A 21,908-nucleotide genomic window follows, 5' to 3' on the forward strand; every position below is an offset into this window, starting at 1 on the left:
ATCATGCAAATCCTCCCGGTTCGATTGAATGAGGTGCGCTTTATAGATGTGCCATTGGTGATTTGCAACGGGGCTCGCGCGCGATCACGCACGAGTGTTGCAAATTAGTGCGCGTCGCCGCTGGCGCCGAACGGCGAGGCCGGCCTCTTCAGCAGCGTGACCGTGAGGGTGAGGCCGAGATAGAACAGCGTCAGGATGAAGAAAGCATCGCCGAAGCTCATCACCACGGCCTGGCGATGCACGATCTGGCTGAGCTGCTTCATCGCCATCAGCGTGGAGTCGCCGAGTCCCTGAAACTTCTGCATGAACATGGTCAGGGTTTCGGTCGCGGTGGCATTGCCCCAGGTCACGCGCTCCTGCAGGCGAGTGATGTGCAGATCGGTGCGGTCGTTGAGCACGGTGTTGATGACCGCGAGCCCGACCGCGCCGCCGAGGTTGCGCATCAGGTTGAACAGGCCCGAGGCATTCTTCACCCGGTCCGGCGCCAGCGTGCCGAGCGCGATGTTGTTGGTCGGCACCATCGCGAACATCATGCCGATGCCGCGCAGGATCTGGGGCACGAGCAGCTCGTAGAAATCGTAGTCGCGCGTGATCCAGGTCATCTGGTAGGAGCCGATCGCGAACACGACGAGGCCGAACGCGATCATGTAGCGCATGTCGTACTTCGCCATGAGACGGCCGACCAGCGGCGCGACCAGGAACATGGTGATGCCCGAGACGAACATGGTCTCGCCGATCATCAGCGCGCTGTAGCCGCGCACCTCGGCAAGATAGCGCGGATAGATATAGGTCAGGCCGTAGAGGCCAATGCCGATGCAGAACTGAAGTACGCAGCCGATCGCGAAATTGCGATTGGAAAAGGTGCGCAGATTGACGATCGGCTCGGCCGCCGTGAACACGCGCCAGAAGAAGGCGATCGCCGAGATGCCGCAGATCCAGGCGCAGATCGCGACCGAGGGGTCCTGCAGCCATTCATATTGCGGGCCTTCCTCCAGCACATATTCCAGCGTGCCGAGGAAGCCGGCCATGAACAGCAGGCCCCACCAGTCGAAGCGGTCGAGCAATTCGAAGTGCGGCTCGTCGAAATCGACCAGCGCCAGCACCCCCAGGGTGATGCCGATGCCGGGCACGATGTTGATGAAGAACAGCCAGTTCCACGACATCAGGTCGGTGATGTAGCCGCCGACGGTCGGCCCAATGGTCGGGGCCAGCGTCGCGACCAAGCCGATGATGGGACCGACGATGTGGAATTTGGAGCGCGGGAAGACAGTGTAAGCCGAGGCGAACACGGTCGGGATCATGCCGGCGCCCAGAAAGCCCTGGAGCGCGCGCCAGAGGATCATCTCCTCGATGGTGGTGGCGAAGCCGCAGAGCAGGCTCGAAGCTGTGAAGCCGGCGGCAGAAATCGCGAACAACAGCCGCGTGCCGAAGGCGCGCGACAAAAACCCCGACAGCGGGATCGCGATCACTTCGGCGATCAGATAGGCGGTCTGGACCCAGGAGACCTCACTGGAGCTTGCCGACAGGCCGGCCTGGATCTCGCTCAGGGACGCCGAGACGATCTGGATGTCCAGGATCGACATGAACATCCCGAACACCATGATGATGAAAGCGAACAGCCGCTTCGGCGCGATGCGCTCCGAAGCGGGGTCCGCCATCATGGCAGGTGAAGCGGTGGTGGCGTTCGCCATGGTCTGACCTCGAAGCGCCGGCGCGCTACTGCGGATGGACCGTGGTGGGATCGTCGAGATCGATTTCGCTGTCGGCGTCGACCGCGCCCTTGTTGGTGTCGACGGTCGCATAGACCGACATGCCGGCGCGGAGCAGGTTTTGCCTCGCGACCGACTTCGGCACGCGGATGCGGACCGGCACGCGCTGCACGATCTTGGTGAAGTTGCCGGTAGCGTTGTCAGGCGGGAGCAGCGTGAACACCGAGCCCGAACCCGCCGCGATGCTGTCGACGACGCCGGAGAACTTGCGCATGCCGTAGGCATCGACCTTGATCGTCACCGGCTGGCCGGGACGGATGCGCTTGAGCTGGGTTTCCTTGAAATTGGCGTCGATATAGACGTTGTCGAGCGGCACGACGTTGCCGAGCCGCTGGCCGACCGCGACGAAGTCGCCGGCACTGACGAGGCGATTCGAGAACGTGCCGTCGACCGGCGCGCGCACCGCAGTGAAGCTGAGATCACGCTCGGCCTTGGCGAGCGTGGTCTTGAGCTCGGCGAGTTGCGCCTGCGCTTCGGCTTGCTGCGCCTTGGCGACGTCGACATTGCTGACCGCGACGTCATAGGCGGCCTGCGCGGCCTTGACCGCGGCGGCGCCCTGGTCACGTCCGGCTTCCGAAGTTTCGAAGGTGGCGCGTGAGGCAAAGCCCTTGCTGTTCAGCGCCTGCTGGCGCTCGTAATCAAGGTCGGCGCGCTTGAGGCCGGCTTCGGCGGACACGAACTGCGCCTTGGCCTGCGCGACCTGGCTGTCGAGCGCCGCAACCTGGCGGCCGATGCGATCGATGGTGGCCTGCTGGGTCGCGATCCTGGTCGCGGCGGCGTCGACTGCGATCTTGTAGTCGCCGTCGTCGATGCGGAAGACGATGTCGCCGGCACGCACCGTGGCGTTGTCGCCAGCAAAGATCGAGGAGATGTGACCGGCAACGCGCGCGCCCAGCATGGTATTGTTGGCGCGGACATAGGCGTCGTCAGTGGCAACGTAGAAGCGCCCGACCAGCGTGTAATAGCCGGCATAGCTCGCGGCCGCGAGCGCCAGCACCAAGCCTACTCCCATCATCACGAATTTGCGCTTGCCCGACTTCGCAGCGGCGGCGGCGGCGGTCGCCTCTGGGGCTGCGGCCGGCTTGTCGATCACGGGCTTCTCCGGCGCATCGCTGGTGCGGCGCTTGGTTTCCTCGGTCACATGAGAGCGCAACTGCTCGGCGAGAACTGCGGACGTCTCGGTGGCGGCGTCACCGCCCGCGGGCGCCGGCGTCTCCACCGTATCCTGGCGAAGAACGCGCGCAGACTGGTCTCTCAATACGGCCATAAAGGCTTCCCCAAAAGCGCGATGAGGGACGGCCGCCGTGCGGCCGGTTCCCTCTCGCCTATCTCAAATACCATTGACCGAACGGTTCGGTCAATATAGATAATACTCCCGGGCAAACCCTACTGGCCCGAATCCTTTATTTCGGTTTCATGGCCCTGGACCGATCCAAAAACCTTCCGAGACCCTAAACCAATGGTTGTAACCGGCCGCGAACAACTACACGTCGTCCAAGAAGAGGACAGCTCCAAGCGGCGCCAGATCCTGGACGGGGCGCGTAAGGTGTTCATGGATCTCGGTTTCGACGGTGCCAGCATGGGCGAGATCGCCCGCGCGGCGCAGGTCTCCAAGGGCACGCTTTACGTCTACTTCGCCGACAAATCCGCGCTGTTCGAAGCCATCCTCGAGCAGGAGGCGCTGCAACACGGCCAAGTCGTGTTCAATTTCGATCCCGCCCGCGACGCCGAGACCACGCTGAAGGATTTCGGCCAAGCCTACATCCATCTGCTGTGCCGGCCCGGCGGCGGGTCCGCAATCCGCACCGTGATGGCGATCGCCGAACGCATGCCCGATGTCGGCCGCCGCTATTATGCGCGGGTGCTGGACAAGACCATCAACCGCCTCTCCGACTATCTCAAAGCCCATGTCGTCCCTGGCGATCTCGATATCGACGATTGCGACCTTGCGGCGTCGCAGTTCATGGAGTTGTGCAAGGCCTCGCTCTTCCTGCCCTTCGTCTTCCAGGCCGCACCCGCACCGTCGGAAGAGCGCATGACCGAAGTCGTCGACAGCGCGACGCGGATGTTCCTGGCGGCTTATCGGGCGAAGTAGCGGCAAGCCGGGCATGCGTTGCAGGCCGTTCCGGCGGTCCTATATTGGGGCTCATGTCCCGTGATCGTCGGCCGCCGGTCGATATCCTCCATTACGAGATCGTTCAGGAACAAGCCTCCGCGCTTGGACGGATGGGCCACACGCTCGAACAGGCGCTAGCGCGCTTGCGCGAGTTCGACGCCGCCCATGCCCTCCCCGAGGTGCCGGCCTCGATGCAACCGGCCAGGCGCAAGCTGGTGATGGAAGCCGGCCACGCGCTCTGGATGTTCGTGGTGCAGCGTGAGGCATCGGGCTTGCGCGACAGCCGCCACATCATGCGGACCTACAATGTCCCGGCCGAGGTGCAGCACTGCATGGGGCTGGTCCCAGTACCGTCGAAGTCGGCCTGAAAATGATTTTCTACGGCACCACGCGCGAGGGCGTGCACTCATTGAGCGGCCGGCCGCCTGATGTCCGGTTTAACGCCAACACCGGCCGAAGAGCGGATGGCCTCCGAGGTCGCAGATGGGCCAATAGGCGACACTCAAGATGTAAGAGGCCGTCGACGTCAGCAAGCGAATAGCCTTGCTTCTTATTGCTCCCGGACCCCTCCCTTCCTCAGCCCATCGAGAATGTCGTCGATCTCGCGGCGAAACTGCGGATTGGTTGACATTGAGTAAACAAGATCACGGTACCAATGGATCGTGAAGTCTGGTCGCAGCTTGTTCAATTCAGTCAAGCTCCGCTGTGCCTGTTCCAATTGCCCCGTGGCTCCATAAGCCGAAGTCAGATCTACATAAGCGTACATGTGCGAGTTGTTCAGATTGACCGAGCGCCCGCATTCCTCGATGGCTTCTCCATATTGGTGCAGGTGCAAGTGTGCATGGCAGAGCCAGAAGCGCCATTGGAAAGCAAAAGGATCTCTGGGACTGAGACGGAGAGCCAACTGGACCGGCGAGAAGGCTTCGCGCGCGCGCCCAGAGGCGATGAGTGCAATTGCTTTAGTAGCGTAGGCAGCTGGATTATTTGGATCAATTTCAAGCGCCGTATCGTATTCAGCCAATGCCTCCTCAGGACGTCCAAATAGAAGAATGGTTCCCTTAGTCGTATGAGCACTCGCGCTTGCCGAGCTTTTGGACAGAACTCTGTCGATGAGGTCGATCGCTTGCTTTTTGTCTTCGACAACGGATGTAGACCATCGGTTGTTCACACCAGCCGCTAGACACCGCGCTTTGCCAATCATGGCTTCGACGTTGTCCGGATCGAGGCGCAGCGCGTCATCGAATAGGTCTTTTGCCTGACCATTTTGGATCTTCGACTGCGGCCCATAGAGCTTTGCCCAGCCGCGCATCGTGAAGTCCGTAGCGTCTGGATTTCTCGATCGGTCTACTTCGCTGCGACGGCTTTCGGCCTGGATCAGTTCAATGTTAAGCGAGCGAGCGAGCCGCGCTGTGATCTGGTCCTGCAAGGCGGCGAGGTTCGTACGATCGCCGTCGAAACGATCGGACCAGACGTCCCGACCGCTCGCGATATCCGTAAGTGATACGTTGACCCGAACCTGATCCCCGTTGCGCCGCACCGCGCCCTGGACCGCCCAGCGGATGCCAAGGTCCTTGCCGAGCGTCCTGAAGTCGATCTGCTTGTTCTTGTATGTAAACGCCGTTCCGCGTCCGATAACGAACGCGCCGGGCATTTGCGCGAGGTCGGTCGTTAGGTCGGTTGTGATGCCGTCGGCGAAGTAGTCCTGCTCCAGATCGTTGCCGACGTTTGCGAACGGCAGAATGACAAGTGACAAGCGGGGAGCAATGTCGGGCCGGGCCGTAGCCTCCCTCTGCGTCTGTTGCTTGTCCGGAAACACGTCGGTGCGGAGCGTCTTCCACACAGTCCAATAGCCGACGAGGCCACCCGCGATCGCACCGATAGCCGCGATCGAAGCGAGCGCCCCGCCGATCAATTGCATTCGCACCCGGAAGCGACCCTTAAAGTTGCGAGTCGATGCCGGTTGGTCCGGAGGCTCGTCATCAGATGGCGTTTTGTTCAGTGGGTCACTATCGGATGCCGGTTTATTCGGTCGGTCGCTGGAGACTTCTGAGTCTGTCACCATTGCCTCCCCGCAGGGGCCAAACGCCCGGATGCTTGAACCTACCAGAGTTTTGTGGCTTTGCGTTGGTCAGGGTTGCTGACTAGGTTCACGGCTCTTACAAGTTGTTGCGGTTGGGTTGAATGGACGGCCGGTTCGGGTCAAAAGCGTCGGTTTGGTGCTCGGACGAAAACTACCGGTCTTCTCTATGACCCGACATTTGGCGCTGGCGCGCTAACGGAAGCGATGGGCCAAACTCAGACCTGAGTTAGACACTCGTGCCGAATGAATTAGTCAACACGCCGACCTTAAATCAATCACTAATCGCCACTCTTGCACGATCGATTGTGCAAGCTTTCCCATATAGCTTAGATGTACGTTGCGGACGGAATCCTAGAGGTGGTTCTGGTTCTGCATATTTTGACGGAGCAATGTAAGCTGTTGACGAAAGCGACGATTTTCTTCAGTCCGCAAGGGGAAACTCATCCATGGTCCAGCAGAGCGCAATTTCACGTCGCCGATTTGTCCAAACAACCGCCGCGAGTTCGCTGGCGCTCACGGGAATAGGCCGGATCGGTCCCGCCGCGGCTCAATCGCGACAGCCGAACATCGTCTTCATCCTGGCGGATGACCTCGGCTACGCTGACGTAAGCTGCTATGGTCAGCGGGACTATACGACGCCGAACATAGACCGGTTGGCTGCCGAGGGGTTGAAATTCACACAGGCATACTCCAATTCGCCTGATTGCTCTTCGACGCGCACGGGGCTGATCACTGGGCGCTATCAGGCTCGCTTGCCGCTTGGGCTCGAAGAGCCACTTTCTCCTTTAAGCCCGAAAGGGATTGGCTTGGCGCCGAGCCATCCCACCTTACCATCACTGCTGAAGAAGGTGGGATATGGCACGACTCTAGTCGGAAAATGGCATCTTGGTGATCTGCCGGATTTCAGTCCGCTGAAAAGCGGCTATGACCAGTTTTTTGGGATACTCGGCTGCTGTGCCGATTATTTCAATCATGGGGCGGAGGCCTCGCAAACGTACATATTGCCGTTCCCCGGACTTGCGCATCAACTCTACGAGCAGGAGGTACCGGTTGAGCGTCACGGTTACATGACAAACCTCCTCGGCGATCGAGCGGTGCAGACTCTTGAAGGCTACGCCAAATCGAAGGAGCCGTTCCTGCTAAGTCTGCATTTCACGGCGCCGCATTGGCCATGGGAGGGGCCGGACGACGAGGCTGAGTCAAAGCGGATCAGGAACATTATTGACCGCGACGGCGGCTCCCAGAAGACATACGCGGCGATGGTGCAAAGTCTAGATGCCAATATCGGTCGGGTACTACACGCGCTTGACGCGAGCGGTCTCGCCAGCAACACCATTGTCATATTCACCAGTGACAACGGCGGCGAACGATTCTCCGATGTGTGGCCGTTCATCGGCATGAAACATGAGCTCCTCGAAGGTGGCATTCGCATTCCAGCGATCGTTCGCTGGTCCGGACGGATCGCGCCTGGAGCGGTGTCCGAACAGGTCACGATTACGATGGACTGGATGCCGACCTTGCTGGCTGCCGCCGGCACGTCGCCGGACGCGGCATATCCATCCGATGGTGAGGACCTCGGACAGATCTTGGCCGGCGGTGCGGGATCGCATCCCCGGAAGTTGTGCTGGCGCTATAAAGCGGGATCGCAGCGCGCCATCCGCGACGGCGATCGGAAATATCTGCGGATAGGGGGAAACGAATTTCTCTTCGATGTCGTGCGAGACCCGCGGGAGCGAGCGAACCTCATGGACCGGGAGAAAGACGTATTCGAACGGCTGAAAAGCGAATGGGCGGTTTGGGACGCTTCGATGCTGCCAGAACGGTCGCGACCGGCGTCTTATGTCCACCCGGGTAACTTCCTGGCTGACCACTACGGCGTCACCAACCCGCCGCCGGCGACCGCGACAATCAATGCTCCCACGAAGTGACTGTTGAGTTGGAAAAGACCTACCGCATTTGCCACTGTCGTCGAGGCGCTTCTCGTCGGTGTCGGCCTAGAACACTGATGTCTGCTTTGGGTCAAAGGACTAAGCCGCTCGCGCGGTAGGGCGCCGCGGCCGGCGGCACAGCAAACAGGATAGCGCTGTGGGGCGTCCTGTCTTGAAGATGAGGAGTTGGCAAACCTCACTCAAGACAGGAGCATCCCCATGACCGACGAGGCAATGAGCCCGTTGCGCCGGCGCATGATCGACGACATGACGATCCGGACGTTATCGCCGAAGACCCAGCAAGGCTACATCCGCACGATCAAGAACTCGGCAGCTTTCCTTTGCCGGTCGCCGGACAAGGCGAGCTTCGAGGACGTCCGACGCTTTCAGCTGCATGTGGCCCAGAGCGGCGTCGGCACGGGAGCCCTCAATGCGACCGTGGCGGCGTTGCGTTTCTTCTTCAGGGTCACGCTTAAGCGATCCGCCATCAGGCTTGTCAACAAATCGCCGCTCAACGCCGGTTCTGCCCATCCGATCAAACCCGCCAACCTTCCCGATCGCGTCCGCAAAACGCGTTCAACGAACCTGGCACACACACCGCCAGCGACGAAATCCCCATAGCACCTGACGTGCCACCTCGCCCGACGTCCCGCGGTTTCCTCCTTTGGAGGTTTTCGTACGCCGGCCCCAGAGCGCGTGGCGCCATCATCGTGGGCCGGCATCCGAAAACCTTCACCAGGCTTTGCTGCGGCCATTGAAACCACGCTACTGACTTGGTAGTCCGTCGCAGCTAATGGACGGGTTCGACCTGGGGCAGCTCATATTTTCCCGACAGCACTTCGTCCGTGGGTTGATAGAGTCTCAGGATCACATAGAACGGGCCCTTAGGGGTCGGCAACCAGTTGGCGGCGTCGCCTGACGGCGGCGCGTTCTGCATTCGCACCTCGACGGAGCCATCTGCGCGAACGTTCAGGCCCTTGGTGCCTGAGCCGAGTTTGTAGCGGTGGATTGGATTTTCGACCAACAGCTTGTCGGTTGCGTCGTAGACGGTGAGCGACCAGAACGCATTGACTGGCGGCGCTTTGACGAAACGTATCATGTAGTTCTTCCCTCCGGCCAACTGATTGCCCTGGGCATCGGTCGACCGGAGCGGGTACATCGCTTCCTTCTCGCCGTTACCGCCGAGGTATGGCCCTGCTACCAGCGCCCTCAATGGGTAGTCATAGCCGAAGTTGTCGAGCCCTGTGGACCAACTCCAGCCGTTGCGGTCGACAGTCGAAGTGGCAAGGGCTGAGACGGCGACCTTCGGGCCGTCTGCCAGTGCCCGCAACAAACCCTTCCGCTGCGGTGGCGTCAGCTTCGACCTGTCGAAGCCGTTCTTTGTCAGGCCGATCCGGGCGAACTGACCGAACAAGGCTGCATCTTGGGCTGGCACTGCATTGGACTTGAGGGCAGCGGCCAAGTGCGTGAAGAAGCCGAATTCGTCACCTTCAATTGCGGGGAGAGGCGGGAGAGCTGCCGCAACCGGCGCATAGTTGGTATCCTTCCAGTGACTTAGCGGGCGCAGCGTGAACTGCTTCTGCAAGGCGTGCATCGGCGCAAGATCCTCGCCCTCTATCGCGCGCATTCGCCCCCAGAGCCATACCTTGTTGGTGGACACATCGAGTCGCTTGACGCCTTCGGGCAATTGACCATTCCATTCCGGCGGCACCAGCGCGTAGTCGCCTGGCTTGGTGCCGGTGGCGCGACGGCCCACGTAATGCTGCAGATTCTGCCACATATCGAAAACGTCGACCACGTAGTAGCGGTCATTTGTATCAGGTACGTGCAGGATAAACGGCTCGTCCAGCTTCACCACCGCGCTCAGTAGGCCGTGTCGTTGTTCGGTGTCGGCATGTCCTTGGCGTCCGCCGTCGCCACCGTCGCCGCCCAGCCGATCTGGTTGAGTGGCGCACGATAACTGGTGGGGGACTGCGGCCCCGACACATCGCTGTACTCCCGCGCAACGCGTTCCATCCTGACCAGCGGGTATCCCCAGATGTAGGCTGATAGACCTGTTTGATAGGCGTCGAGTTCCAGACCAGCGTTAATGTTTTCGGTGGTGGTCGGTGTCGTCTCGAGCGCGTCGGGATAATGAGGCGTGGCGGCCCGGATATGGCTGACCAGTAGCGAGGCCGCGCATGCAATTGCAATTTTCTTGTACACGTCGATCTCCTTTCAAAGTGCCGCCAACCCTCTCTCTACTTGTGCAGTGCACAGCTTGCGCGCCAAGGTCGCTCGCTTCCGCCGGTCTGAGCCGCCGCGCCGGGCATCGACGCTTTCGGGCAACAAAGTTGCGACTGAAACGAGGAATCCTAAAGCCAAAATTGATGCTCGAGTGGTTTGATTGCATCCTCCGAGGCTCAGCTCAGTACCCCTAATAGTCCAGGTTGCAAGTGACTTCCTAATCACGCGACTGCGGTTTAGTTCCGCAAGCGCCGCCGCTATCGTGGCTACCTCGCTACGGTGGGTAAGACACACTTGATCAGCCATGGCGGATGACAACGGACGGTTCCAAGGTTGGCGGCCGCGCCGAAAACCTTCACGCAAGCCGCCCATCATGCTCAAGGCGGGAGACTTCCGTTTTGCGTCGGTAAGCTGACCTCTATGAGTACACGCCTAGTCGGTAACCTGCCTCCTCAGCGCGGCGAGATCGTTGACGACCATCTTGGTCGGGCCGGTCGAGATGATGCCGTCGTCCTGGAGGCGGCTGAGGATCAGGCTGATCGACTGGCGCGTCGCGCCGATCATGCGCGCCAGATTGGCCTGCGTGATGCGGCCGAGCGAGATCGAGCCGCTCTCGTCCTGGGCCGCGTTCTCGCACAGCTTGACCAGGAGCAGGACCAACCGTTCCGCCGCCTTCTGTCCCGCCAGCGTCTGCGCCAGCATCGAATAGGTCTCGCCCTTGAAGCCGAGGCACTCGATCAGCGCGACTGCGAATGACGGCGACTGCGCGATCAACCGGCGGACCGCATCCTGGTCGAGATGCAGTGCTTCGACCCGCCCAAGCGCGCGGGCTGACCAGCTGTGGCGATGATCGCCGAGGATATAGGGCGCGCCGACGAAGTCACCTGCCTCCCAGGTCGACAGCATCAGTTCGCGCCCTTGCGTGCCGGCATGGGTGCTTTCGACGATCCCGGTCAGGATGATGTGGATGCCATTCGCGGGCTCGCCCTCCCGCAGCAGATATTCGCGGTTCTGGTAGGTCGCGAGCCTGCCGGTTCGCATCACCAGGTCCAGATCGGGCTTGTCCAACGCCTTCAGCACATAACGTCCGGTCCCGGGCCGTGACAGTTCAGCGCGCGGCTCAGCTGGATCGGCCACCTCATGCGCATCGCTGCGCTCCACGATCGGTCTCCCTTCGAGTGACGGCTCGAAGGCTAGGAGGTCTCCGCTCCGATTGCAACGCGGCGCAGATGTTGAGGTTCGGCTGCCGCCTCCATGAAGGCGCAAGCCAGATCGGTGAGCAGGCGCTCCCGGCCGGCCGGCGCCAGAAACGTGACGCCATAGGGCACGCCCGCTGCGGTGACGGCGTTCGGAACGGCGATGGCGGTCAGGCCCAGCGGGTTGGCGTAATTGGTGTAATAGCCGTTGTTGAAGTTGGCCATCAGCGGATCGCGCGCGACGTCGTCGATGCTCAGCACGGTGCCGACCGTGGGCACGACCAGCGCGTCGTGATCTTGCCAGAAATCGCGCAGCGATCGCTGGACCTCCTTCACCTTGTAGAGCGCACGATAGGTGTCGGCCGCCGTGAACTTCCGGCTGCCGATGACGAGGTCGCGCACGATCTTCACGCCCGCATCCGGGTTGGCGTCGAGGAATGCGCCGACCGAGACGTCCCGCTCGGCGAGGAAAGGTCCGAAAAACATCAGGTCGTTGACCGAAATGAACGGCGAGAAATCGATCGATGCGACCGACAGATCGAGCCGCCGCAGCTTGCGGAGCCCATCGCCGAACAGCGCCTCCGTCTCCGAATTGCCGAAGAACCTGAGCTGATCCGGACGCGGCGTTGCGATGTTGAGCGGCCGCGCTGGGGATGCCTGCTCCGCCCATCCGGCGAAATCTACCGGTGAAAAGCAGTCCTCGGCATCGCGCCGCGCCAAGACGCGATAGACGTCGTGGCCATCGCGGGGATCGCGCGTGTAGAGCGAAATGGTATCAAAACTTCGGCACGCGTAGACCATGCCGCGCTGACTGAGGGCGCCGGGCGCCGGCTTGAAGCCGGTAACGCCACAATAGGACGCCGGCACCCTGCCCGATCCGCCGGTATCGGTGCCGAAAGCAAAGGACGAGGTGCCTGTCGCGACCGATACCGCTGCGCCCGAGCTGGAGCCGCCGGGGATGTAGTCGGGGTTATGCGGGTTGCGAGCGATGCCATAGGGCGAACGCACGCCGACCAGGCCGGTCGCGAACTGATCCATATTGGTTTTGCCGAGATAGATCGCGCCGGCGGCGATGGCGTCGGCGACAACCGGGCTCGTGTCTTTCGCGGTGTAGGCGAATTCCGGGCAGGCCGAGGTGGTCTGCTCGCCGGCCACATCGATGCAATCCTTGACCGAGAACACGAGGCCGTAGAGCGGCAGTTCGCCGATCTCGCCTATGCGAGCATCGAGCGCGCGCGCCTTTGCCATGACGCTTTCGGGATTTGCCGTCGAGATCCAGACGCCGCTCTGGTCGGCGTCGTCAAGGCGCGAAAGCACATGCGCGGCGACATCGGACGGCTTGAGCTCACCGCTGCGATAGGCGGCACGGAGGTGGCGAGGTGCGAGATTCATGTCGGTCACGTGCTTGCAGGAATTGGCAATGCGCCGGCGAGACAAGCCCGCCGGCACCGACCTTAGCGGCCGATCACCTTCTCCAGATATGCGGGCTGGATGAAGGCTTCGAAGTCGGCGCGCGGCAGCAGCTTCGGCAGGCGCTCCTGCTTCACCAGGGAAGTCGGCGGTCGAGACCAGCGTGTCGACGAACTTGCCCTTTTTCACGGATGTGCCGAGATACTCCTCCGTGAGCTGCCTGTTGCAGGGGACCATCCCGGTGCCCTCCATCATCCGCTGCGCGTCCTCGATGGGCAGCGAAAGCTCTTCCGCGATGATCTCCGCGGTCTTTTCCGGGTTCTTCAGCCAGAATTCGATTCCTTCGCATTCGGCCCTGATGAACTTATCGACGTAGGACGGGTACTTCTCCGCGAACGCCTTCATGACGACGCCGATGTCCCAGGTCGGATAACCGCGCTTGGCCATGTCGCCCGAGGTGACGAGGATCTTGCCGCCGTTCTTCACGGCCTTGCCGAGATTCGGCTCCCAGAACCAGGCCGCGTCGATGTCGCCGCGAAGCCAGGCCGCCGCGATATCCGACGGCGCGAGGTCCAAGATCTTCATCGAGGCGGGATCGACACCCTCGTCCTTGAGCGCCTGGAGCAGGAGGTAGTGTGTCGTGGAGCCGAACGGCGCCGCCACCGTCTTGCCCTTGAGATCCTTGAGCGAGGTGATGTTCTTGTCGGTGCGAACCACCATCGACTCGACGTAGTCGAGCATGTTGATCACCAGGATGCCCTTGATTGGCAGGGCGCGCGTCGCGCCGATCGCGGTTGGCGGGTTGCCGAGACCGCCGAAGTCGACGTCGTTGCCGGCGATCGCGCGCAGCATGTCGCCGCCGCCGCCGATCTTGACGTACTTGATGTCGACGCCTGGCATCTCCTTGGCGAGCAGGCCAAGATGCTTGGTGACCAGCTGCGCGTTCACGAGGTTCAGATAGCCGACCGTCACCTTCGCCGGCTTGTCCTCGGCGCGTACTGCGGCCGTGAGCGCCAACGTGGCAACTGCGAGCGTCGCAATCAGTCTCTTCATCATGGAGGTCTCCCCTTCGATCAGGATTGGATTCAGGCCCACGGCATCAGCAGTTTCGCGATGCCGCGCATAATGAGGTCGAGCACGACGCCGGTGAGACCGAGCACGATCAGCCCCATGATCACGATGTCGGAGAGCAGGAATTTTGCGGCGTCCCAGATCATCCAGCCGATGCCGGCGGATGCCGCGACGATTTCGGCGGCGACGAGAACGGTGTAGGTAAATCCGAGCGAGATGCGCATGCCGGCGAGAATCAGCGGTCCCGCCGCCGGCAGGTAGACGTGAAAGAGCAGGTGGCGCCGGGTCGCGCCAAGCGACTGGGCGGCGCGCACATAGACCGGGTCCACGCTGGTGACGGCCTGGATCGTCGAGATGACGATGCCCGGCAAGCCGGCAAGAAACAGCAGCGACAGCTTCGAGCTCTCGCCTATGCCGAGCCACATCACCAGCAGCGTGTACAGGCCGAGCGGCGGCAGTGGCCGGTAGAACTCGATCAACGGATTGAGCAGCGCGCGTGCGTTGCGCGACACGCCCATGACGACGCCGAGCGGGATGCCGATCAGGCAGGCCAACGTGAAGGCCGTGAGGATACGATAGAGGCTTGCGCCGAGATGCTGAAGCAGTGTCGCGCCCTGATATCCCTTCGTCATCGTCTTGACGAACGCGGCCCAAACCGCCTGCGGCTTCGGCAGGAACAGCTCGTTGGCCCAGCCCCTCTCCGTGACGATGGCCCAGCCAGCCAGCAGCACTGCGACGGTAAGCGTCGAGAGCAGCACCGATCGAGAGACCTTCGGAAGCCGCAGCGGCAGGCTGCCGCGTCGCGTGCGATCCGCCGAGATCGGAATGGCCATGGGGCTCGCCTCGACGCTCATGTCCGCACTCCCAGGATCTGCATGATGGTCAGCGCGTAGATCCGCGTCGCCATCACCGACTTGGTGATCGAGATGTTCTCGTTGTCGACGGCCCAGCCGTCTTCTCCGGGACCGAACGTCACCGCATTGATGCCGGCTTCGCGGAAGCGGATCGTGTCGTTGAAGGCATTCTTGCGGTTGACCCCGGGCTCGCGGCCCATCAGACGCCGGTAAACCGTGCGCAAGGAGCGGCAGGGCTCCTCCTCGACCGGCACCGGTTCGGTCGCGTTGACGAAAAGCGATCCAGGCACCTGGCGCACCTCCACCTTGACGTCGTTCACGCCCGCAAACGTGTCCCGTCCGAGACGCTCGATGTCCGAGATCACGCTCGACAGGGTCATGCCGGGCACGATGCCGACCACGGCGAGCGTAATGGTGCAGGCATCCGGCGAGAACTGCATCTCGCCAGGCAGGCCGGCCCGAATGCGCACCACGGCGCAGCAGGGCGGCGTATGGCCCATGAACTTGCTGGGCACATGCGTGAACGCCATGTCCTTCAACTTCGGCAACAGCTTTGCCGCTTCCATGATGGCGTTGACGCTGATGTCCGGCCGCCAGATGTGCGACTTGATCCCGTGAACGGTGAGTTCGATCAGGCAGTGGCCGGAATTGGCCACCGACAGGTTCATGCCCCAGTCCTTGTTGACGTCACCCCATGCCGTCGGCTCGGCGGTGATCTCGTAATCGGCGGTAAGGCCGACCTTGTTCAGCATGTAGATGGAGCCCTCGGTGCCGTTCCGCTCCTCATCGACGGTGTAGCAACACATCAAGGTGCCATCGAACTTCACACCTGCTTCGATCAGGGCCTGCACTGCGAGCAACGATGCAGCGAGGTTCCCGCGCGTGTCGGAAGTGCCGCGTGCATAAAGCAGATCGCCGTGGCGCGTCGCCTTGAACGGATCGAAATCCGTCATGTGCCATTTCTCGGGCTCGACGACCGGATAGGTGTCGAGGTGATCGTTGAGAATGAGCGAGGGCGCCGGCCCGTCCCTTGAGCACGCCGAGCACGTTCGGCCGGTGCGGCTGCGCGCTGTGCTTGGTGACCTCCATGCCGAGCGCTTCGAGCTTGCCCGCGACCAGCATCGAGATCGCCTCTTCCTCGGCAGGCGGCAAATCGGGATCCAGCGGATTGCCGGAACGGGGCTGGCCGGTGCGGATCAGCTCGGATGCGAGTTCAAGCCAGCGCTCCTCCGTGATGTGCGACAGCACGCGCCGTTCGAGATCCGAGTAAGGAGGGGCAAGGGGCATCTGCATGACGGGTTCCGCTGGCTCACGGCGCCGGCAGCGCCGTTTCGTGGCAGCCTCCCCACTGCAGCGATTGTGCCAACTGCCGGCAAAGCCCGCCGCGACACAATTGTCGTTTTGATTTCAACGATTTAGACAAGAATTGCGAGTGCGCAAATTTTTGCGCCCGGGATGCGCTCTGCCGAAGACGCGGCGTCGGCTGAACAGGCAGGGCTCAGCGCGAGGCCGGCCGGTCCAGATATTCCATGCGGCGCCACGCGTGCAGGACTCGGCGCCCGTTGCGCGCGAACGCGAAACAATGACCGCCGCCGGCGGAGCGGGCCTGCAATGATCTCGGCGGTCTCGATCGCCTTGCGCTCGCCGCTGGAGACGATCTGCGTGGTGCTTGAGAGCCAGCTCGCATTCGCAAGCCCCCCGGTGCGCGTTCGGGCCGATCGGACTGAGGCTCCATTGCGGCACCGGCACCGCGGGGTCAATTTGCACCTGCGGGTGGGTGAGATAGCGACGATATCAGCGGACATTTTAATCGTCCGCGTACTCGTCTTCTTCGCGCTTGTGCGCGGTGCTCTTACGCGCAGCGAGCGAGCCGGTCACGGAGGGATCGCGCGCATTCGCATAAGGATTGCGCCCGCCCGCTCGCGCGGCAACCTCTTCGCCGGAGACGGCGGCGGGCTGGCAGATCAGGCGACGGCTGGCACGGCGCATCAGATCGACGTGGATGTGATCGTAGTGATAGACGTTCGATCCAGGCGCCAACACCGTGGTGAAATGCGCGCACGCGCCGGACTGCACGTCACGCAAAAATCCCTGCTCTTCCGGCATGCCGCGCCAACCATCCTTCACGGTGACGCGGCGGCCGTCGGCGAGCACGAACGCTGCGATATCGAGCGCATTGCCGAAGGCGTGCTCTGAAATGTGGGCATGCGAATTGCCGTTCATGCCGCGGCAGGAATAGGCGGAGATCTGTTTGATCTCGGCGACGCGAGCGCCAAACCAGCGCATTGCCGAGGGCTGCACGGAATCGGCAAGCCAACGGTCTAGCTCGGAGACAATCGGACAGGCCAGCGTCGCGGTCGGCTTCACGGCGACGGGGCCGACGGCGGTGACGGGATTGCCCTGCGCCGGACCAAGACGCGGCAGCGGCTGCTGCGCGGGCGCCTGCGAATACGGCGCCGGCCGCGCCGGATAGCTTGGTGCATTCATGTAGCGCGATGCGCCCGACGCATCGGTGCCCTCGGGCGGCAGGTCGATCTCGTCCTCCTGCTGCGCCACGCCGGGTGCATTCAGAGGCATTGGACCAGGCGAGGCGCCATAGCCGGAAGGCCGCCGCACCGCGCTCTCGGGATAGTTTGAGCGTTGCGGATAGTTCTGGCCTTGCGGGTAATTCGATCGCGGCTGCGTCACCGGCCAGCGCGGCTGGTTGCCGACGCTCCCGGGCGGACGCAGTTCCTCATCGGCAAAGCCGTAGCTGCTCGAGCCTTCGCCGAGGGCGGCGACCTTGAGCGGAAACTCCGCGCCGCACATCCCCGGCCCGGAGATCGGGTCGATGCGGACGAGATCCGGCCCCTCTTTCACCGCGCCTGATTTCAGGCATGCGGCTTCGGCCTCGGCCCGCCACGGTTCACGTTCGGCCTGGAAGAAGCCGCGTCCGCAACCCGCTAGCGAAACAAGGACGATGGAGCCGACGAGATACAAACGAACTCCGCGCGTCATGCACGCACGTTCGGTGAATTTACTTAAAGACTCTTCAACGTGTTGATTTCAGTCTTCTTTAACCATGCCGGCCCGCGCTCGCAGGCGCGCCTGCCGGTGACGAGCGACAGCAAGGCTGGCTTTTTCGGAAAGAGACTCTCTGTTAACCATGACGCTCTCGCGCAGGGCGGCGCGACAGCGGGAGCGACCTCATGACGTTCGCCGGGAGACTGAGCGTTATCACCGCGTACCTCGCCATCGCCTTCGTCGGCGCCATCGTGCTCGGCATGATCTAGCGGCTTCAATCGGCGGTATCGAACGCTTCCCTTACGACCGCGCGCTCCACTGCCGCGACATTGTGATCATTTTCTCCGGCTGCTCTTCGGCTCGCCTCCGGTTGTTTCCGGAACACCAGAAGTGGCCGAGTGCGCAGGCTTCGACGTGGAACTTGGCAGGCTTCGACGTGGAACTTGGCAGGCTTCGACGTGGAACTTGCCGGAGCTCTTCAGCGTCATCGTCGCATAATAGGTGCTGCCGCTGGAGCGGCTGTAGATGTTGCCGGTCCAGACGTCGTGCGTTTTTGGCTTCATATTGACGAGCACGCTCTCGCCCCTGGTCGACGCTTCAGTGAGCGCCATCAGCGCGATCAATTTGCCAAGCGAAGTCACAAGCCGCATCATCGGCGCCTCCCTCTGTGTCCCGAGACGTTACGCAGATGGAATCGCGGCTGAATGTGCGCTGCCTCACCCAGCGGCGGCGAGCCGTTGTGACGTCTATCACAGAACGCTCGATCGGCCCGGCGTAGGGTCGAACCACGCTTCATCCACGGGTGACTTCAGTCCTATCGGGACCACACATTTTTCGGAGGTTGTCATGAACAAGCTCACCATCGCCGCCACTGCCCTCTTCCTCGCTTCGACCGCCGCCGCGCATGCCGGCAATTCGCTCTCGTTCCAGATCGAAGGCCAGCACATCCGCATCGAGACGCCGCGCAACTGCGCCTCGCTCAACTGCGTGACCATCGTCGCGCCGGGCCTGTCGGACAAGCCGATCAAGCTGAACAACATCAATCTCAAGGGCCTTGGCTCCAAAGACTTTGGCTCGAAGGACGATGACATCGACACCACACCGGCTCCGGCCACGACCGCGCAGCCCGCGCCGACTCCGGAGCAGCAACAGCCCGCGCAGCAGGCCCCGGTACAGGCGACCGCACCGGCGGCTCCAACTATCGCCGCTCCGGCAACGACGGTTTCCGCTGCCCCGGCCGCCGGCTACGACACCACGACGCAGACTGCGCCCGTTGCGACTCCTGCTCCCGCTGCCGCCCCCGCGCCGGTCGCGGTTGCGCCGGCTCCGGTTGCCGCCGCGCCTGCGCTGGCCGCCAACACGCCGATCGGCGTCTGGGCCACCGAAGAGAACAAGGGCAATGTCCGCGTCGAACAGTGCGGCGCCAATCTCTGCGGCTACGCCGCGAAGACCAACGAGCGCATCCTGATCAACATGAAGCCCGAGGGCGCGAAGTGGAGCGGCCGCATCCACGACCCCGACTCCGGCAAGAACTACGATTCGACCATCGCGATGAAGGGCCCGAATGCAATGCGCGTGCAGGGTTGCGCCTTCGGCGGCATGTTCTGCGGCGGCCAGACCTGGAAGCGCGTGAGCTGACGCACCACCGTCGTCCTATACTATCGTCATCCCGGGCGATGCAAAGCATCGACCCGGGATCTCGCGCGACAGCTTCACTTTATCCCCTCACCCTGAGGAGCCTGCGAAGCAGGCGTCTCGAAGGGCGAGGCCCGGGATCGAGAGCCGGGCCGGCATGGTTCGAGACGCGCGCAAGAGCGCGCTCCTCACCATGAGGGGAAAGAGTTGCATTTGAACGTTCACCGCTCCCGTGCGATAGACATTCATCCGCCGTTCAGCTGTATCAGGCTGATATCGGTCGATCTCGCCTCGCGTTTCTCACCGGGACCTCTTCGTGACTTTTATCGTGGCTTGGCGCCGCCTCGTGTTCGCGCTTGTGCTGCTGGCGTTGCCACCGGCCTGTGCAAGTGTTGCGTTCGCATCCGATGCGATCGAGCTTGCGCAGGCGCAGCCGCAAGCACAACCGACGCCCGCCCCCTCTCCGACGCCCTCAGCTTCACCCGCTCCCGCGACGGATGCGCAGTCCGCCGCCGTCGAGCCGATCGGCAACGTCGCGACGGTGACAGGCATCGCGACCGTGATCCGCGACAGGAATTCCTACCCGCTGCGGGTGCGAGACGACATCTATCTCAACGACGTCGTGCAGACTTCGTCCAACTCCTCGCTCGGCATTACCTTCAACGACGCGACCACATTCAATCTGTCGGCCAGCGCCAAAATCACCATCGACACTTACGTCTATGAGGACGGCGGCAAGCAGAACGCAGGCGCCTTCGACATCGGCAAGGGCACCGTCGCGTTCGTCGCTGCGGCGGTGGCAAAGACCGGCGACATGAAGATCACGACGCCGACGGCGACGCTCGGCATCCGCGGCACCACCGGCGTCATCGACGTGCCGGAAGGCGCGGCCGCGAACAACGCCAACAATGTCAACATCAAGCTCTATCCCGACGCCGACGGCCGGGTCGGACACATCGATGTCGACGACCGCACGAGCGGGACGCGGCTCGGCGCACTGACGCAAGGATCGAGCGGTTTTGCGATCCGACCGGGCACAGCCGCTGCTGGCGTCATGCGCTTTGCCGCGGTGCCGATCACGATCGCGCCACAGCAGATCGCGCGCGACCGCGGCTTCGTCAGCCAGGTGCATCTGGCGCAGACCACGGGCCGGCAGATCGTCATCGAGCAGCGCGACTTCCGCCGCGCCAATCCGACCGCGAGCCCGCGCATCCCGCGTCCGTTCCAGCCGCCGCAACAGCAGCAATTGCGGCCGAACACGGCGCCCGGACAACAGCCGCAGCGGCCGAACGGCCAGCCCGGTCAGAACAACCGTCCAGGCCAGCAGCAGCCGGGCGCACCGAACCGTCAAGGCGCCCAGCCACCGCAGCGGCAGGGCCAAGGGCAAGGCCAAGGTGGCGCCGTGCAGCCGGGCACGCCGCGCGCGGGTCAGGGTCAGCAACAGCAAGGCCAGAAGCAAGGCGCGGGACGTCCGGTAGGTGCGCCACGCAGCGGGCAAGGCACGCAGCCTAACGGCGCGCCGCAAACCCAGCCGCAGCGCGGTGGACAAATTCAAACTCAGCCCGGAGGAGTCGCGCCGCCGCCGGGCGGGACACAGCAGCAGCCCGGCCAGCAGCTGCAACTGCCACGCACCGGCATGCAGCCGGGGCAGCCGCCCGCCGGTCAACAGCCAGGCCTGCAGCGCCCGGGCGGATTCCAGCAACGCCTGCCGGGCGCACAACGACCCGGAGCGCCACGCAAACCGGCGCCCGCTCCGAAGGAGAAGGAGCGGCGGTGATTGTGCCGCCCCTCACCCTGAGGTGCTTGCGAAGCAAGCGTCTCGAAGGGCGAGGCCACAGTTGGGCCTCGTGGTTCGAGACGCGCGCGATGCGCGCTCCTCACCATGAGGATTGACGTCGAGCGCAATCAGCCTCCCTCCTCTCCGTCAGAGAGCTGGTGCGCTCTCCCCAACCGTATCAGCCCGCGGATGCTTAAGCGCCTGCAAGCGCGGCACGATGAGAACTCATGCCTCGCCACGCAGCCACGCTCGTATCTTCTGCAACAGGCCATGGCGCAGTTCGTCGCTGGAGGCGGCTTCTACCGGTGTCCGGGTCTGCATCGCGGCGTCGACATCGCCGTTTGCAAGCGGCGGCGTCGGCTCCGCATCGGCCGGCGCAAGCCCGGCCGATGCGAGTGCGATCGGGCCGACTTGTACCAGGAACGCACGCTCGTACTCGCGCGACAGGCGCGCGAGCGCGTCTTCCAGCGTCAGCCAGTCGATCGCCTTGATGTCGCTCATCAGCTTGCGGACGGGACCGCCCTCGACCTCCATGCGCCAGAAATGCACGACCTTGGAGCGACCACCGGACTGATAGACGAGCGTGCCCAAAAACTCATGGATAGCGACGTCGTGGCCGGTCTCTTCCAGCACCTCGCGATGCGCGGCTTGCTTCGGGGTTTCGCCGTCGTCGAGCTTGCCCTTGGGCAGAACCCATTCGTTGCGCTTGCGCTGGCGCACGACGGCAATCAGCGGCGGCGCACCACGCCGCAGCACAATACCCCCCGCCGCCATGACCGGCGCCCGTGCCATCACCAAATCCGTAGTCGTAGAAACGTCCGCACGAGCGATATAGGCGGCCGA

17 protein-coding genes and 1 pseudogene are annotated in these 21,908 nt (G+C 63.0%); 6 read left to right on the forward strand and 12 right to left on the reverse strand.

Annotation, left to right across the window (positions count from 1 at the left end):
• Nucleotides 1-104 precede the first annotated feature (104 nt).
• Together ACVWYI_RS31635 and ACVWYI_RS31640 are read right to left on the reverse strand one after the other, a co-directional pair.
• A complete protein-coding gene (locus ACVWYI_RS31635) occupies nt 105-1,691 on the reverse strand; it encodes a DHA2 family efflux MFS transporter permease subunit (protein ID WP_247442588.1) in 1,587 nt (528 codons plus the stop codon).
• 25 nt (nt 1,692-1,716) lie between these two features.
• Nucleotides 1,717-3,036, reverse strand: coding sequence for an efflux RND transporter periplasmic adaptor subunit (locus ACVWYI_RS31640; protein ID WP_456664116.1), 1,320 nt, complete (start codon nt 3,034-3,036; stop codon nt 1,717-1,719).
• A gap of 192 nt (nt 3,037-3,228) precedes the next feature.
• Between ACVWYI_RS31640 and ACVWYI_RS31645 the strand changes: the two genes are divergently transcribed.
• On the forward strand, nt 3,229-3,864 hold the full coding sequence (locus ACVWYI_RS31645) for a TetR/AcrR family transcriptional regulator (protein ID WP_354104588.1): 636 nt from the start codon (nt 3,229-3,231) through the stop codon (nt 3,862-3,864).
• A 53-nt stretch (nt 3,865-3,917) separates the two neighbouring features.
• Nucleotides 3,918-4,253 carry a DUF6665 family protein gene (locus tag ACVWYI_RS31650; protein ID WP_456664117.1) on the forward strand — a complete coding sequence of 112 codons (336 nt, stop codon included), beginning with the start codon at nt 3,918-3,920 and terminating at the stop codon, nt 4,251-4,253.
• Nucleotides 4,254-4,435: 182 nt separating this feature from the next.
• Here the strand turns inward: ACVWYI_RS31650 and ACVWYI_RS31655 are convergent, their stop codons facing one another.
• Nucleotides 4,436-5,803, reverse strand: a complete 1,368-nt coding sequence (locus ACVWYI_RS31655; RefSeq protein ID WP_456664118.1) for a tetratricopeptide repeat protein — start codon at nt 5,801-5,803, stop codon at nt 4,436-4,438.
• Nucleotides 5,804-6,411: 608 nt separating this feature from the next.
• Here ACVWYI_RS31655 and ACVWYI_RS31660 point away from each other — a divergent pair.
• Both ACVWYI_RS31660 and ACVWYI_RS31665 read left to right on the forward strand, forming a co-directional pair.
• Entirely contained in the window at nt 6,412-7,893 is a 1,482-nt protein-coding gene (locus ACVWYI_RS31660; protein ID WP_456648826.1) for a sulfatase family protein, read from the forward strand.
• A 219-nt stretch (nt 7,894-8,112) separates the two neighbouring features.
• Complete coding sequence (locus tag ACVWYI_RS31665) at nt 8,113-8,514, forward strand: phage integrase N-terminal SAM-like domain-containing protein (protein WP_456664119.1); 402 nt, start codon at nt 8,113-8,115, stop codon at nt 8,512-8,514.
• 169 nt (nt 8,515-8,683) lie between these two features.
• On the opposite strand, the gene ACVWYI_RS31670 is transcribed toward ACVWYI_RS31665, so the two are convergent.
• From ACVWYI_RS31670 to ACVWYI_RS31705, 8 genes and pseudogenes are all read right to left on the reverse strand, one after another.
• Entirely contained in the window at nt 8,684-9,748 is a 1,065-nt protein-coding gene (locus ACVWYI_RS31670) for a DUF1254 domain-containing protein (protein ID WP_456664120.1), read from the reverse strand.
• Between the two features lie 8 nt (nt 9,749-9,756).
• Nucleotides 9,757-10,098 carry a hypothetical protein gene (locus ACVWYI_RS31675; protein WP_456664121.1) on the reverse strand — a complete coding sequence of 114 codons (342 nt, stop codon included), beginning with the start codon at nt 10,096-10,098 and terminating at the stop codon, nt 9,757-9,759.
• 453 nt (nt 10,099-10,551) lie between these two features.
• Nucleotides 10,552-11,280 carry a Crp/Fnr family transcriptional regulator gene (locus tag ACVWYI_RS31680; protein ID WP_456664122.1) on the reverse strand — a complete coding sequence of 243 codons (729 nt, stop codon included), beginning with the start codon at nt 11,278-11,280 and terminating at the stop codon, nt 10,552-10,554.
• A 32-nt stretch (nt 11,281-11,312) separates the two neighbouring features.
• On the reverse strand, nt 11,313-13,781 hold the full coding sequence (locus ACVWYI_RS31685) for an amidase family protein (RefSeq protein ID WP_456664123.1): 2,469 nt from the start codon (nt 13,779-13,781) through the stop codon (nt 11,313-11,315).
• 29 nt (nt 13,782-13,810) lie between these two features.
• Nucleotides 13,811-14,650, reverse strand: coding sequence for an ABC transporter permease (locus tag ACVWYI_RS31690; RefSeq protein WP_456664124.1), 840 nt, complete (start codon nt 14,648-14,650; stop codon nt 13,811-13,813).
• A pseudogene (locus ACVWYI_RS31695) lies at nt 14,647-15,943 on the reverse strand (M20 family metallopeptidase). The gene ACVWYI_RS31690 and the pseudogene ACVWYI_RS31695 overlap by 4 nt, the downstream one beginning before the upstream one ends.
• 513 nt (nt 15,944-16,456) lie before the next feature.
• Complete coding sequence (locus ACVWYI_RS31700; protein ID WP_354049241.1) at nt 16,457-17,647, reverse strand: extensin-like domain-containing protein; 1,191 nt, start codon at nt 17,645-17,647, stop codon at nt 16,457-16,459.
• Nucleotides 17,648-17,988: 341 nt separating this feature from the next.
• Nucleotides 17,989-18,306 (reverse strand): DUF2147 domain-containing protein, encoded by a 318-nt coding sequence (locus ACVWYI_RS31705; protein WP_456664125.1) that lies wholly within the window; start codon nt 18,304-18,306, stop codon nt 17,989-17,991.
• Nucleotides 18,307-18,499: 193 nt separating this feature from the next.
• Here ACVWYI_RS31705 and ACVWYI_RS31710 point away from each other — a divergent pair, with 193 nt between their 5' ends.
• Together ACVWYI_RS31710 and ACVWYI_RS31715 are read left to right on the forward strand one after the other, a co-directional pair.
• A complete protein-coding gene (locus tag ACVWYI_RS31710; protein ID WP_247347774.1) occupies nt 18,500-19,291 on the forward strand; it encodes a DUF2147 domain-containing protein in 792 nt (263 codons plus the stop codon).
• Nucleotides 19,292-19,613: 322 nt separating this feature from the next.
• Nucleotides 19,614-21,065, forward strand: a complete 1,452-nt coding sequence (locus ACVWYI_RS31715; protein WP_247347874.1) for a FecR domain-containing protein — start codon at nt 19,614-19,616, stop codon at nt 21,063-21,065.
• Nucleotides 21,066-21,290: 225 nt separating this feature from the next.
• Here the strand turns inward: ACVWYI_RS31715 and ACVWYI_RS31720 are convergent, their stop codons facing one another.
• The gene (locus ACVWYI_RS31720; RefSeq protein WP_456664126.1) at nt 21,291-21,857 is read right to left on the reverse strand and encodes an NUDIX hydrolase; all 567 of its coding nucleotides are present in this window, start codon (nt 21,855-21,857) and stop codon (nt 21,291-21,293) included.
• Between the last annotated feature and the right edge of the window lie 51 nt (nt 21,858-21,908).

This window comes from Bradyrhizobium sp. LB13.1, assembly GCF_054056815.1.

Excerpts from the sequence above, each read along its gene's own strand:
- ACVWYI_RS31635 (WP_247442588.1), bottom strand. The coding sequence starts at position 1,691 with ATGGCGAACGCCACCACCGCTTCACCTGCCATGATGGCGGACCCCGCT.
- ACVWYI_RS31640 (WP_456664116.1), bottom strand. The coding sequence starts at position 3,036 with ATGGCCGTATTGAGAGACCAGTCTGCGCGCGTTCTTCGCCAGGATACG.
- ACVWYI_RS31645 (WP_354104588.1), top strand. The coding sequence starts at position 3,229 with ATGGTTGTAACCGGCCGCGAACAACTACACGTCGTCCAAGAAGAGGAC.
- ACVWYI_RS31650 (WP_456664117.1), top strand. The coding sequence starts at position 3,918 with ATGTCCCGTGATCGTCGGCCGCCGGTCGATATCCTCCATTACGAGATC.
- ACVWYI_RS31655 (WP_456664118.1), bottom strand. The coding sequence starts at position 5,803 with ATGCAATTGATCGGCGGGGCGCTCGCTTCGATCGCGGCTATCGGTGCG.
- ACVWYI_RS31660 (WP_456648826.1), top strand. The coding sequence starts at position 6,412 with ATGGTCCAGCAGAGCGCAATTTCACGTCGCCGATTTGTCCAAACAACC.
- ACVWYI_RS31665 (WP_456664119.1), top strand. The coding sequence starts at position 8,113 with ATGACCGACGAGGCAATGAGCCCGTTGCGCCGGCGCATGATCGACGAC.
- ACVWYI_RS31685 (WP_456664123.1), bottom strand. The coding sequence starts at position 13,781 with ATGATGAAGAGACTGATTGCGACGCTCGCAGTTGCCACGTTGGCGCTC.
- ACVWYI_RS31690 (WP_456664124.1), bottom strand. The coding sequence starts at position 14,650 with ATGAGCGTCGAGGCGAGCCCCATGGCCATTCCGATCTCGGCGGATCGC.
- ACVWYI_RS31700 (WP_354049241.1), bottom strand. The coding sequence starts at position 17,647 with ATGACGCGCGGAGTTCGTTTGTATCTCGTCGGCTCCATCGTCCTTGTT.
- ACVWYI_RS31705 (WP_456664125.1), bottom strand. The coding sequence starts at position 18,306 with ATGATGCGGCTTGTGACTTCGCTTGGCAAATTGATCGCGCTGATGGCG.
- ACVWYI_RS31710 (WP_247347774.1), top strand. The coding sequence starts at position 18,500 with ATGAACAAGCTCACCATCGCCGCCACTGCCCTCTTCCTCGCTTCGACC.
- ACVWYI_RS31720 (WP_456664126.1), bottom strand. The coding sequence starts at position 21,857 with ATGGCACGGGCGCCGGTCATGGCGGCGGGGGGTATTGTGCTGCGGCGT.